The organism is Pseudalgibacter alginicilyticus, assembly GCF_001310225.1.
Lineage (GTDB): Bacteria > Bacteroidota > Bacteroidia > Flavobacteriales > Flavobacteriaceae > Pseudalgibacter > Pseudalgibacter alginicilyticus.
Map to the genome: position 1 here is coordinate 2,753,956 of NZ_CP012898.1, position 13,450 is coordinate 2,767,405.

The following is a 13,450-nucleotide window of genomic DNA, read 5'->3' on the forward strand; positions in this document are numbered from 1 at the left end:
AGCGTTTTTTGTAAAACTTATTTAAAATTAACTAAATAAAATTATTTAGCTAAGTTAATTTCAACACGTCTGTTGTTTGCTCTACCTTTACTTGTTTTGTTAGAATCAATTGGTTTAGATTCTCCATAACCAAGTGCAGATAATCTGAAAGCATCAATTCCATTTTTAATCAAGTATTCTTTCACTGAGTTAGCTCTAGAATCAGATAGTCTTTGGTTTAAAGATTCGCTACCAATACTATCCGTATGACCTTCTACAGTAAATTTAGCAGTAGGGTATTCGTTTAAAATTTTGATGATATCAGCTAATACAGCTGCAGATTGAGATTTGATAGTAGATTTACCAGTATCAAATAAAATTGTTTTAGCATACTCATTTAAAGTTTTTTGAACTTCAGCAGTTACTTCAGGACAACCTGAGTTTGCAACAGTACCTTTAACATCTGGACATTTATCATCTTTATCTAACACACCGTCACCGTCTGTGTCAGGGTAAGGACACCCTTGGTTAGCAGCAGGACCAGCTTCGTTAGGACACTTATCATCAGCGTCAGTTACACCATCACCGTCAGCATCTGGACAACCAGCTAAAGCTTTTAAACCAGCAACAGTAGGACATTTATCATCTTTATCAACTACACCATCACCATCAGTATCAGGACATCCATTAAATTCAGCACTACCTGCTTCATTTGGACAATCATCTTTGCTATCCTCAATGCCATCACCATCAGTATCAGGACATCCGTTGAAAGCTTCTAAACCAGGAACATCTGGACAAGCATCATCTTTGTCATAAATATCATCACCATCAGTATCAATTCCACCAAATTTGATTGAAATACCAGCAGTGTGTTGGAAATGTGTTTGTAAGTAATCTTCAAACGCATGTTTATAAGAAGATTGAATAGTTAAACCAATATTGTTGTTAAACCATACATTTAAACCAATTGTTCCGTTTACAGTTCCAGCTCCAATTTCATCAATCCAAGTGTAACCACCACCAATTCCTGCGAATGGGTCAAGCGTAGTTCCTTCTAAAAAGTTATATTTAATTGTTCCATCTACACCATAGTATGACCAATCATCAACACTGTTAGTTACATCAGGGTTTGAACTGATATCACCCCATTTGTCAATTTTATTTAAAGATCCAGCAACTCCAAAAGAGAATCCATTACCTACATATTTAGATACAGAGATAGTAGATAAAGATGGAAGAATATTGTAATGATCATCTACATTAGCGAATTCATCAAAAATAGTTTCACTAAATAGACCACCGTCTCCTGATGGGTATGCATCAACTGCATTTGCTCCAATGGTTATTTGCCATGGATTGTTTTTGTCTTGTGCGTCCGAGTTGCTATAACCAAGTACAAGCAACATAGCCAACAATAATCTGCTAAGATTTTTCATATTCAAAAGTTTAATTTTTAAGTGTTAATCGAGAACAAAAGTAAGTTGTTAAATGTTATTAACAAAGACAAATATATAAAAAAATCAAACAAATCGTTTGTTTATCGATAGTTCAGAATGATTTTAGATTGTTTTTTTGCTCTTTAAGCTTTATAATTTTATTAACAATCTTGATTTTGTCAGATTTTATAAGGGGTGAACAAAATTTGTTTTGTAGCATTTATTTTTTATAATGACAGAAAAATATTGCATTTCATCGAAATTTTTTATTTGTAGATAAAAAAAGTTAGTTTTTTTTCAAATTTCCATCACCAGAACATCATTATTTATATATACAAGTACCTTTTTTTTAACTAAATAGCCCATTTCTTCTAATGCATCTTGGTAGGTTATTAGTTGATTTTTATATTTGTTATTTTCAGCACCTGTTTTGTAATCAATAATAACGACTTCTTTACTGGCATTTATTATAATTCTATCTGGTCTTAAAATTACACCATTTTTTGTTATAATATCTTGTTCATTGTGAATCACATTGGTTGTATTAGTATTATAATAGTAACCTAATTTAGGATGCTCTATAATTTTATTTATTAACAACAATAATGAATTTGCCTGTTGTTTATCAATTTTTGAAGAATTTACAAACTCTAATAAAACAGAATCTACATCAGATTTTGTTTTAATTTTTGCCATAACATCATGGATAAGATTCCCTTTTTCAATAGCTTCTTCTTGTGCAGAATCCCATAGGTATCCAGAATTTGTAATTACTTTTATATTGTGATTTTCTTTTGCTGAAGATATAAATGTTTCTTGTTCTGTAGCAGATATTTCTTCGTTTGTGTTTTTTGATATTTTTGGAGAATTGTAGCCAAAATCATATGACAATTGTACGTCATTCCAAAGATTTAAATGGTTTAAATAGTTAATGAATAATCCTGAATATTTTTTATTTGAAAGGCCTTCTTTTGTAAGTTTTTCCTTTTGTGAAATTATATATAGTTGCTCAACGGGTCTTGTGAGTGCTACATAAAGTAAATTGATATTATCTAATTCTAAAGCAGCTTGATGGTTGTTATATATGGTTTGTCCAATTTCACCAAAATTTTCGAAATCTTTATTATAGTTTAATAAAGTATGCGAAAAACCATTGAAATTTTCTTTTTTTATTGGAAACCATTCTTTGGGCTCTAACTCTTTGTATATTTCTAAATCGGCATAAGGAAAGATAACGACTGGAAATTCTAAACCTTTAGATTTATGTATCGTCATAATTTGTACAGCATTTTGCCCTTTTGGAGATACAATACTGAGGCTTTCCTTTTTCTTTTCAAAATAATCTAAAAAACCTGTAATGTCAGAGCCTTTTTTAGTTGTAAAGTCCAATATCAAATCCAAATAAAATTGAATGTAAGCATTGGAAGTTTCTGTTAAGTTAAATTGGCGTATAATAGTTTCTGCTAATTCGTAAAGTGGAAGTTGAAGCAGCTTTGAACTATCAATATAAATACCAAAAGCTTCCAAATTTTTAAAGAATTCATTTAAAGGTAAATGAATGTATTCTGTAAAAAATGGATGTTTGTTTTTTATATTTAATTTGGATGTCAAATAGTTTAAAGTGGCAATTTTAATTTCATCATTTTTTGGTTGGGTTAGCAAAGCTAAAATGTTATTTACAAAAACAACTTCGGGAGCATTTTGTAGCAATAATGTTTCAGAAGACATAATACGGATCTTTTGTTGGCTCAAATAATCGGCAATGACAATACCTGCTTTTTTCTTCCTGACTAATACGCAAATGTCTTTTAAATCATAGCCCTTTTCTGTACAATTTGTTATTATTTCGAAAACTTTTTTTGGATATAACTCATCTGTATTTTCTTTTTTTTCAGTGTTTATAAAAGAAAGATTAACAAAACCCTCTTCCTTTTTAGAAGTGTTTTGATATGCATTTTCATAAAGATTTTTATGAGTTTCTTTGCTAAAAACCTGAGTAGCTAAAAATCTAAAGAAGTTGTTGTTAAAGGTGATTATTTCTTTAAAACTTCTATAGTTTACAGGGAGGTTTTTTACATCTTGTTTTATTTGAAATGGAATTGATTTTTTATTATATAAATCTATAAATTGCTCTGCTTTACCGCCACGCCAACGGTATATGGCTTGCTTGGCATCACCAACAATTAAAGTGCTTCCCGATTCGCTTGACAGCGAATTGTCTAATAATGGTACTAAATTATCCCATTGTAGTCCTGAAGTGTCTTGAAATTCATCAATAAAATAATGATTAAATTTCTCGCCCATACGCTCATAAATAAAGGGCGTGGGCTGATTTTTAATTTCGTTACTAATGAGGGTATTAAATTCGGAAATAAGCATTTTATTTTGCTCTTCTTTAAGCGTATTTAATTCATTATTAATAGCATTTAAAACAGATAGAGGTGTTAGGTTTCTGTAAAATGCTTTTAAGAATTTAAGATGAAAAACAGCCTGTTTATTTTTAAGATATGCTGTTTCAATTTGAGGCAACATAGCTTCTATGGAATTCTTTTTTTCTACGTCTAAAGTTTTTGAGTAAATGCCTTTTCTTTCACAGATTTTTGATTCTAATAGATTATCATAAAGTCCTCTAAGATTTAATTCTGAGGCTTTTTTAAAATGATTTGGCAATGTTTTATATGAGAAATTTGAAAACTCTAAACCATTACTTTCAATAAGATTTAAAACAGATGTAGATAATTCAACTATATCATTTTCATTAGTTTGAATCTGGTTTCTTAAATTATTCTTAAGCAGTTTGAAGTCTTCAATAGTTTTATTCTTAAGCGTTTTTATATAAGGAATGTGGTCTTCATTGGTCAGTAATTTTGCTATTTTATTAAAATCATAGGACACATCATAGCTTTTATCATCATCTGCTTTTTCTATGGCAAAATCTACCATAGTTTTTGTAAGTTCTTTATCCGTACCAGCTTTAGAAATAAGTCTATCTACAGCTTCATATAGCAAAGTATCTTGATCAAGTTCAACTTCAAAATTTAATGGAAGATTTAAATCGTATGCAAAGGTCCGTATTAATCTGTGTGTAAATCCATCAATAGTAGAAATGTCAAAGGCTGCATAGTTATGGATAATGGTTTCAAGTATTTTTTTTGATTTATCATGAAGTATTTCGGGTTCTAAGTTTAAATCCTGACAGATGACCACAAACATGTCATTCGGATTTTTTAAAATATCAATATCCGAAAAAGCTTTCAGCATATCTATAATACGCTCTTTCATTTCACCTACCGCCTTATTGGTAAATGTTATGGCTAATATATTCTTGTATCGATGAACAGAATTTGATTGAAATAAGATTTTTAAGTACTCTTTTACAAGAGTAAAAGTCTTGCCACTTCCTGCGGAAGCATTATAAATTGTAAAGGAAGCTGCGTTTTGCATGTAAAGGAATTTTGATAAATATAAAAACTATCAATGAGTTGATAACAATTAATTATTTTTTATTGCAGGCATTTATATGTAAATTTGAATACAATTAAATATTAATTAAAAAAATCAAAAAAATTATGGCTTTCGAATTACCGAAATTAGGATACGCATATGATGCTTTAGAGCCTCATATGGACGCACGAACTATGGAAATACACCACACAAAACATCACCAAGGATATACCAATAATTTAAATGCTGCCATTGAAGGTACTGAATTAGAAGGGAAATCTATTGAAGATATTCTTGCAAATTTAGATATGAACAATGCTGCTGTAAGGAATAATGGTGGTGGATTTTATAACCACTCTTTATTTTGGAGTGTTATGAACCCAGAAGATAAAGGTTATTTGTCTGGAGAATTAAAAGATGCTATTGAGGCTGCTTATGGTTCTAAAGATGAATTTATTGCTGCTTTTAGTAAAGCTGCTGCTACACGTTTTGGTTCTGGATGGGCTTGGTTATGTGTACACAAAGGTGGTAGAGTTGAAATTTGCTCAACACCAAATCAAGATAATCCATTAATGCCTGGTGTAACTTGTGGGGGTACACCTATTTTAGGCTTAGATGTTTGGGAACATGCTTATTACTTAAACTATCAAAACCGTCGTCCAGACTATATTGCTGCATTTTTTAATGTTGTTAACTGGAATGAAGTTGAAAAACGTTACGCTGAAGCGAAATAAATAGCTTTTTAAATTACAAAATTTTATAAGCGTTTGGGAAATATCTCAAGCGCTTTTTTATGTTTTTAAATGCCAAGAAAGTTTAAAATGAAAAAGGTGAACAGAGATGTTCACCTTTTTGCCCCAAATCTACCATGAACTTAACCTACTTATGTTATGGTGATTCAAATATATGGTCGTAAGAGAGACTGTTAAAATATTTTAGTTAAACGGCTTATATTTTGGCTTAACCGAAATAGTGTGGACTATTAGGGGCTAAAAGTAAAATGTAGAAAATAATGTGGGAAATTAAAATCTATAAAAAAAGGCGAACAGATGTTCACCTTTTTTTGCCCCAAATCTACCATGAACTTAACCTACTTATGTTATGGTGATACCAATTTATATGTATTTTGTATAAGGAAATTATTTATTAGATGAAATACGTATTTATCTGATGAAATACGCTTTTTTGTTGTAGGTCAATGTTAAAATTATCAATTTCATAATTAATAGGCGCGTTCATTATTGCCTTCGTAAAAATTAATAAAAGCTCTATTTACAACTCTATTACCTCCTACAGTTGGATAATTTCCTGTGAAATACCAATCGCCTAAATGATTTGGGCAGGCTTTATGTAAATTTTCAACCGATTGGAAAATAATTTTCACTTCAGCATTAATACTTTCATGACTTAATAAGTCTGAAATTTTATTGGATATTTCTTCATCGGTAAACGGATCGTAAATTTCTTTTACAAAATTCTGTACGTGTTTATCATCTAAATCTGTTTGCTCAATACATTTATGATATACCTCTTTAACAATATCATATTTATTAGCATCTTTTAGCAATTCTAATGCTGCTTTAAAAGCAACTAAGCTTTCTAAGTTGGCCATATCAATACCATAACAATCCGGATAACGAATTTGTGGAGCAGATGATACTACTATAATTTTCTTAGGATTTAATCGGTCTAACATTTTTAAAATACTCTTTTGCAAAGTGGTGCCTCTTACAATACTATCGTCTATAATGACTAAGTTGTCTGTAGGCTTAATAACGCCATAGGTTACATCATAAACGTGAGCTACCAAATCATCACGGCTACTATCTTCAGTAATAAACGTTCTTAATTTTACATCTTTAATTGCAATTTTTTCAATTCGAGGTCTTTCGGATAAAATTTCGGTTACTTTTTCAGCCGATATATTACGCTGTCCATTTAAAATAGCATTGGTTTTTTTCTTGTTTATATAGGCTTCGGCATTTTCTACCATACCATAAAAAGATGTTTCAGCTGTATTTGGAATATAAGAAAAAACAGTGTTTTTGGTGTCGTTTTCTATAGATTCAAGTACTTTTGGCATCAAAAGTTTGCCGAGCATTTTTCGTTCTTGATATATTTCAGCATCACTTCCTCGAGAGAAATAGATACGTTCAAACGAACATGATTTTCTTTCTAAAGGTTCTAAAATCTTTTTAATTCTAACTTCGCCAGATTTTTTTGTAATAATAGCATAGCCAGGGTCTAATTCTTTAACATCTTCAAACTTTACGTTAAAAACGGTTTGTATAACAGGGCGCTCTGATGCTACTACAACTATTTCATCATCTTGATAATAATAAGTAGGGCGAATGCCTGCAGGGTCTCTTAAAACAAAGGCGTCACCATGTCCAATAAGCCCAGCCATAGCATAACCTCCATCCCAGTTTTTTGCTGCACGTTTTAAAATTTTAGCAACTTTTAGGCGTTCTGCAATGAGAGGAGAGGCATCTCTTTTGTTGTATCCTTCTTTTTTTAAATCTCTGTATATTTTGCTAACGGCATCATCTAAAAAGTGACCGATTTTTTCCATAATGGTAATGGTATCGGTGTATTCTTTTGGATGTTGACCTAATTCAATAAGGTTACTAAATAGCTCTTTAACATTAGTCATGTTAAAGTTACCTGCCATGATTAGGTTTCGATGCATCCAGTTGTTTTGTCTTAAAAATGGGTGAACACTTTCTACACTATTTTTTCCAAAAGTTCCATAACGTACATGGCCTAAAAGGACTTCGCCAATATATGGGATATTTTTTTTTTGCGCAGCCACATCATTGGCGTATTCTGGATGAGCAAGGAGTTCTTTATTAACTCTGTCATTTATTTGCGCAAAAATATCCTGTATGGGCTGTTGCGCAATGGAGCGCACTCTACTTATATAGCGCTCGCCAGGTTTTGTGTTTAGTTTTATACTTGCAAAACCAGCACCGTCTTGACCACGGTTATGCTGTTTTTCCATCATTAGGTACATTTTGTTTACCCCATAAAAGGCACTACCATATTTTTCTTTATAAAATTCTAGAGGTTTTAAAAGTCTGATTAGTGCTATTCCGCATTCATGTTTTAAGGCATCACTCATATAATAATATTTTCGCTTTAGCTGAAAAAAGTAATTTAAGATTAGATTTTCATTTTATTAAAACAGTTTTGTACAATAAGTTACGAAAATCACAAATCTGTTTAATTAAAAAACGCACTCAATTTTAGAGCGCGCTGGTTTATATTAATTCTATTTCAAATTGTGTTAATTGCTTAAACTGTAATAATCGTTTATGTACTTCGTCACTTGATAATTTTTTCATGCGTTCTGTTCCAAATTTTTCAACACAAAAAGAAGCTAAAGTGGAGCCATAAATTACAGCATTTTTCATATTTTCAAAAGAAATATCGTCTGATTTTGCAAGATAACCTGCAAAGCCTCCCGCAAAGGTATCTCCAGCACCAGTTGGATCAAAAACTTCTTCTAATGGCAAAGCTGGTGCAAAAAACACATTGTCATCATGGAAAAGCAAAGCTCCATGTTCTCCTTTTTTAATAACCACATATTTTGGGCCCATGGTATGAATTTTTCTGGCAGCCACTACTAAAGAGTATTCGCCTGTTAACTGCCTTGCTTCTTCATCGTTAATGGTTATAACATCTACTTTACTAATGACTTTATGTAAATCATCTAAAGCACAATCCATCCAAAAATTCATGGTATCTAAAATAACCAATTTTGGTTTGGTTTCCATTTGTTCAATCACGCTTAATTGGACGATTGGATGTAAGTTTCCTAACATAACAATCTCAGCATCTTTATAATCCTTTGGAACAATTGGATTGAAATCTGCAAGAACATTAAGTTCTGTAGTAAGCGTATCGCGGGAATTCATATCGTTATGATATTTACCACTCCAGAAAAATGTTTTTCCTTCTTTAACTATTTCGATACCTGAAATATCTATGTTTTTATCGGTTATTAAGTCTAAATGTTTTTGAGGGAAATCGCCTCCAACAATTGATACTATAGCAGCATCAATTTGGAATTGTGACGCAGACAAACCTATATAAGTTGCTGCTCCACCTAAAATTTTATCGGTTTTTCCGAAAGGCGTTTCAATAGCGTCAAAAGCCACGGTGCCTACTATAACTAATTTGCTCATTAAAGAGGTGTGATAAATTTGTGCAAAGATACGGTTTTTAGTTGCTAAATTCCGAATTAATTTATCTGTGTGTGTATGGTTGGTATTTGATATCTAATCGTTTTCTTTTTGTTTTGATGTTTCCATACACTTGTTCTTAGTGTATAGCTATTTCAGAACACGATATTATGTGTTTGATTTTTAGTTTTTTGCTGTTCTTTTTAGTGTAAAGTTCTATTTTTTTTAGACTTTTTGGCATTTAATTTTTTATGAAAAGTTTTATTTTTGCGACCGAATTTAATTTTAACCCCAAATTTTATGACTTTAAAGTACTTTTCTATTCTACGATGTTTTAGCCTTACCACAGTAGTACTTGGGCAAAATAATGCAACCCTCTCAAACGACCTCATTTCGAGTTTTACTAGCAGGATTTATCACAGTCTTGGCAAGCTTTATTCTATGTTATTATATTAAAGAATATGCTATATCTGAAACGTTAACCACAATTGAAATAGATGTTTCTTTAAAGTGGAAGGTTTATCCAAACCCAACTTTTGGTATTTAGGATTTTTCAATGTCTTGTAACATACCAATTGGGTTTACGTTTTAGTGAGGCTTATAAAAACTATGCCCTTGTTAGCAGTAACAAAAAAATTGATAAATTAATTCAAAAAAAAATGAAAAAAAATTACTTATCTATTAGAACAACCTTAATTTTAGCTTTCACATTTTTATTACAAAATTTAACAGCACAGTGTGTTATAAATAATAACCCTCAATTTGCAGTCCCTTGGGAAAGTACTGCCAATTGGTCTATAGGTCAGGGCTTTACTGCAGAGTGTAGTGGCGCTTTAGAGTACGTTCAGTTTCTTGCCGCTACAACTGGTACAATTTCAGCTGGTACGCTTAAAATATTTAATGGTAATACGGTTAGTGGAACACCTATATATACACAAGCGTATTCTGAAATAACCATTAGTCAAGTAAACGATCCTATTAGAATAAATATTTCTAGCGACGTAAATGTAACTCAAGGTAGCCAATATACTTTTGAATTTACTATAGATACAGGTATGAGTATTGTTGCCGATTTTGTTAATGAATATTCTGGAGGTAATGCTTTCCGCGATGGAGTTGATTTATCTATAACAGATGCCAAATTTTCAGTTTCAATTTCAGATAACGCATTAGGTCTTGATGTGTTTAATGTTTCCAATAGTATAAAAGTATTACCAAATCCTGCTTCTGAATATATTAAAGTTTCAGGCTTAAAAAATAAAACTACATACAGTATTTATAATGCATTAGGTTTAGGAATTACTCAAGGTAAAATTTTTGATAATGAGGCTATTGATATTAGGAGCTTCGCCAATGGTATATACTTTTTAAAATTAGAAAACGGGAATACCGTAAAATTTATTAAAGATTAAATAACTCAAAGCTTTTGCTAACACAGGCATTAAAAAACGCTGTATTTTTTAAAAGATATAGCGTTTTTTATTTCCTTCCAAAATCCGCAGGAATTTCGCCCCATGCTTTGGTTTCCCATTTCACTATAACCGTTTTATAGGTGTTGTTTTTAAGCCAATCTACAGCTCTGTCCACCAATTCAAAAAGGGTTTTGTTTTTTTCGTTTCTGGACAGTTTGGTGTTGCAGTTTTTCTTTTTTACCCAACTTATGGCCGTTTTGGAATCTGTGTATAAAATACGGTCGCTATTGTTTTTTTTGAGTAAAGCCAAACCATGTACAATCGCCAAAAACTCACCAATATTATTGGTGCCTTCTTTAAAAGGCCCTTGAATGAAAAGCTGTTTTTTGGTTTTGGTATCCACACCACGGTATTCCATGATACCCGGATTTCCGCTTGAGGCAGCATCTACAGAAATAGAATTATAGTTAGGTTGGCCAATTTTTTTAATTTGTTCAGTCGATAACTCACTTTTAAACACTTTGCTTTTTCCAACGTAATCAAAGTAATTGCTTTTTAAGGCTTTTTTGGCTTCCTCAAAAGTATTAAACGATTTATATTGTGCTCCTGGAAAATCTTTAATTTGAATTTTGCAATCGTTCCAAGATTTAAATACTCCTGAGTGATGCCCTTTCCAAACGGTATAATATTTTTGCCTCTTTTTGCTCATTTTAGTTCCCGTGAATATGGAAATCCATTTTTTATTTTAATAACCTTTGAACCACTTTAGGAAAATGTTCCATTTCTAATAAATGAATTTTTTTAGCAACGTCTTCAGCGGTATCGGTAACTAAAACCTTGCATTTTGCTTGAAAAATAGTAGCACCTTCATCATAATTTTCATTTACATAATGAATAGTAATACCTGTTTCAGTTTCTTTATTGGAAACAACAGCTTCGTGAACATGCATGCCATACATACCTTTTCCTCCAAATTTTGGAAGTAATGCAGGATGTACATTAATAACTTTATTTGGGTATGCATTTAATATGGTTTCAGGAAATTTCCATAGAAAGCCCGCTAAAACAATTAAATCTGGGTTAGATGCGTTTAAAATATTTAGCACGTCATTTGTTTTGTTTAGTGCTATTTTGTTGAAAGACAGGCAGCTCACTTGCAGTTTGTTGCATCTGTCTATAACTTTGGCATGAGGATTGTTAGTCAATACCTGAATAACAGATGCATTTTTTCTGTTGTGAAAAAACTTGATTAAATTTTCAGCATTAGATCCGCTTCCGGATGCAAAAATTACTATTCGCTTCATTTTACAGACAATAATGTTAGTTTTATTCGAACAAAAAAAAGAATTATTATTAACAATTAGTGCTTAAAATATAAATACTTAAAAGTAATTTAGTAAATTACCAACACATTTTTATTATAAAGGTGTTTTATAAAATAAAGTTTTTTATTTTTGCCAACTAATTAAAACTTAAAATTAAAAGATTATGTCAGACATTGCATCAAGAGTAAAAGCGATTATCGTAGACAAGTTAGGAGTAGATGAAAACGAAGTTGTAACAGAAGCTAGCTTCACAAACGACTTAGGAGCAGACTCTTTAGACACTGTAGAATTAATTATGGAATTCGAAAAAGAATTTGATATTCAAATTCCAGATGATCAAGCTGAAAACATCGCAACAGTAGGTCAAGCTATAACATATATTGAAGCAGCAAAATAAGCAAAGCACTTTATGGAATTAAAGCGAGTTGTAGTCACAGGATTAGGGGCTTTAACACCAATTGGCAATACCAAAGATGAATATTGGGATGGTTTAATTAGTGGAAAAAGTGGTGCTGCGCCTATAACATACTATGATACCGAAAAATTCAAGACCAAATTTGCTTGTGAGCTTAAGGATTTTGAAGTTACTGACTTTATAGATAGAAAGGAGTCTAGAAGGATGGACAAATTTGCGCAATACGCTATGGTTGCTGCAGATGAAGCCATTTTAGATTCTAAATTAAATCTTGAAGCTGTTAATAAATTAAGGGTCGGTGTTATTTGGGGTGCAGGAATTGGAGGTTTAGAAACTTTTCAGCAAGAAGTTTTAAACTTTGCTGGAGGTGATGGAACACCAAGGTTTAATCCTTTCTTTATTCCAAAAATGATTGCTGACATTGCGCCAGCAAACATTTCCATAAAACATGGTTTTATGGGGCCTAATTACACAACAGTTTCTGCTTGTGCATCTTCTGCCAATGCGATATTTGATGCTTTAAATTCCATTCGTTTGGGATACTGCGATGTTATTGTCACAGGAGGTAGTGAAGCAGCTGTAACTATTGCAGGTATGGGAGGTTTTAATGCTATGCATGCGCTATCAACTAGAAACGAAAGCCCAGAAACAGCTTCAAGGCCATTTGATGGAACCAGAGATGGTTTTGTTCTTGGCGAAGGTGCTGGAGCTTTAATTTTAGAAGAGTATGAGCATGCCAAAGCAAGAGGTGCTAAAATTTATGCTGAAGTAGCAGGAGGCGGATTGTCTTCAGATGCTTATCATATGACGGCACCACACCCAGAAGGTTTAGGAGTTGTGGAGGTGATGAAAAATTGTTTAGAAAATGCAGGGCTTAAGCCAGAAGATGTAGACCATATCAATACACATGGTACATCTACACCTTTGGGTGATGTGGCAGAGCTTAAAGCTATTTCAAAGGTTTTTGGGAACCATGCTAAAACCATAAATATCAATTCAACAAAATCCATGACAGGACACCTTTTAGGTGCTGCTGGAGCTATTGAAGCTATATCGGTTATTTTGGCTATGGAGCACGGTGTTGTGCCTCCAACTATTAACCATGAAACCGTGGATGAAAATATTGATCCCGAATTAAATTTAACGCTGAATAAGGCTCAAAAACGAGATGTTAAAGTAGCAATGAGTAATACGTTCGGATTTGGCGGTCATAACGCTTGCGTAGTATTCAAAAAAATAGATTAAATCCCGA

General features: G+C 32.1%; 10 protein-coding genes. 4 read left to right on the forward strand and 6 right to left on the reverse strand.

All coding sequences use genetic code 11. The features are described from left to right. Nucleotides 1–41: 41 nt before the first annotated feature. Nucleotides 42–1,418 (reverse strand): OmpA family protein, encoded by a 1,377-nt coding sequence (locus APS56_RS11370; RefSeq protein ID WP_054728188.1) that lies wholly within the window; start codon nucleotides 1,416–1,418, stop codon nucleotides 42–44. 297 nt (nucleotides 1,419–1,715) lie between these two features. Further along, nucleotides 1,716–4,862 carry a UvrD-helicase domain-containing protein gene (locus tag APS56_RS11375; protein ID WP_054728190.1) on the reverse strand — a complete coding sequence of 1,049 codons (3,147 nt, stop codon included), beginning with the start codon at nucleotides 4,860–4,862 and terminating at the stop codon, nucleotides 1,716–1,718. Nucleotides 4,863–4,987: 125 nt separating this feature from the next. On the opposite strand from APS56_RS11375, the gene APS56_RS11380 reads away from it, so the two are divergent. Then, entirely contained in the window at nucleotides 4,988–5,596 is a 609-nt protein-coding gene (locus APS56_RS11380; protein WP_054728192.1) for a superoxide dismutase, read from the forward strand. A 488-nt stretch (nucleotides 5,597–6,084) separates the two neighbouring features. On the opposite strand, the gene APS56_RS11385 is transcribed toward APS56_RS11380, so the two are convergent. Both APS56_RS11385 and APS56_RS11390 read right to left on the reverse strand, forming a co-directional pair. Continuing rightward, nucleotides 6,085–7,983, reverse strand: coding sequence for an amidophosphoribosyltransferase (locus APS56_RS11385; RefSeq protein ID WP_054728194.1), 1,899 nt, complete (start codon nucleotides 7,981–7,983; stop codon nucleotides 6,085–6,087). Nucleotides 7,984–8,122: 139 nt separating this feature from the next. Continuing rightward, on the reverse strand, nucleotides 8,123–9,049 hold the full coding sequence (locus APS56_RS11390; protein ID WP_054728196.1) for a PfkB family carbohydrate kinase: 927 nt from the start codon (nucleotides 9,047–9,049) through the stop codon (nucleotides 8,123–8,125). 656 nt (nucleotides 9,050–9,705) lie between these two features. Here APS56_RS11390 and APS56_RS11400 point away from each other — a divergent pair. Beyond that, entirely contained in the window at nucleotides 9,706–10,458 is a 753-nt protein-coding gene (locus APS56_RS11400) for a T9SS type A sorting domain-containing protein (protein WP_157757659.1), read from the forward strand. A gap of 67 nt (nucleotides 10,459–10,525) precedes the next feature. Here APS56_RS11400 and APS56_RS11405 read toward each other — a convergent pair whose 3' ends face one another. After that, a complete protein-coding gene (locus APS56_RS11405; RefSeq protein ID WP_054728203.1) occupies nucleotides 10,526–11,167 on the reverse strand; it encodes a ribonuclease H1 domain-containing protein in 642 nt (213 codons plus the stop codon). A 31-nt stretch (nucleotides 11,168–11,198) separates the two neighbouring features. Then, nucleotides 11,199–11,762, reverse strand: a complete 564-nt coding sequence (gene purN, locus APS56_RS11410; RefSeq protein ID WP_054728205.1) for a phosphoribosylglycinamide formyltransferase — start codon at nucleotides 11,760–11,762, stop codon at nucleotides 11,199–11,201. Between the two features lie 184 nt (nucleotides 11,763–11,946). Between purN and APS56_RS11415 the strand changes: the two genes are divergently transcribed. Beyond that, nucleotides 11,947–12,180, forward strand: a complete 234-nt coding sequence (locus tag APS56_RS11415) for an acyl carrier protein (protein ID WP_054728206.1) — start codon at nucleotides 11,947–11,949, stop codon at nucleotides 12,178–12,180. A gap of 12 nt (nucleotides 12,181–12,192) precedes the next feature. Beyond that, nucleotides 12,193–13,443: a beta-ketoacyl-ACP synthase II gene (gene fabF / locus APS56_RS11420; protein WP_054728208.1), complete on the forward strand. Its 1,251-nt coding sequence runs from the start codon at nucleotides 12,193–12,195 to the stop codon at nucleotides 13,441–13,443. Nucleotides 13,444–13,450: the final 7 nt, after the last annotated feature.

Coding starts and splice junctions, on each gene's coding strand:
- APS56_RS11375 (WP_054728190.1), bottom strand. CDS start 4,862: ATGCAAAACGCAGCTTCCTTTACAATTTATAATGCTTCCGCAGGAAGT.
- fabF (WP_054728208.1), top strand. CDS start 12,193: ATGGAATTAAAGCGAGTTGTAGTCACAGGATTAGGGGCTTTAACACCA.
- APS56_RS11380 (WP_054728192.1), top strand. CDS start 4,988: ATGGCTTTCGAATTACCGAAATTAGGATACGCATATGATGCTTTAGAG.
- APS56_RS11415 (WP_054728206.1), top strand. CDS start 11,947: ATGTCAGACATTGCATCAAGAGTAAAAGCGATTATCGTAGACAAGTTA.
- APS56_RS11405 (WP_054728203.1), bottom strand. CDS start 11,167: ATGAGCAAAAAGAGGCAAAAATATTATACCGTTTGGAAAGGGCATCAC.
- APS56_RS11400 (WP_157757659.1), top strand. CDS start 9,706: ATGAAAAAAAATTACTTATCTATTAGAACAACCTTAATTTTAGCTTTC.
- purN (WP_054728205.1), bottom strand. CDS start 11,762: ATGAAGCGAATAGTAATTTTTGCATCCGGAAGCGGATCTAATGCTGAA.
- APS56_RS11370 (WP_054728188.1), bottom strand. CDS start 1,418: ATGAAAAATCTTAGCAGATTATTGTTGGCTATGTTGCTTGTACTTGGT.
- APS56_RS11385 (WP_054728194.1), bottom strand. CDS start 7,983: ATGAGTGATGCCTTAAAACATGAATGCGGAATAGCACTAATCAGACTT.
- APS56_RS11390 (WP_054728196.1), bottom strand. CDS start 9,049: ATGAGCAAATTAGTTATAGTAGGCACCGTGGCTTTTGACGCTATTGAA.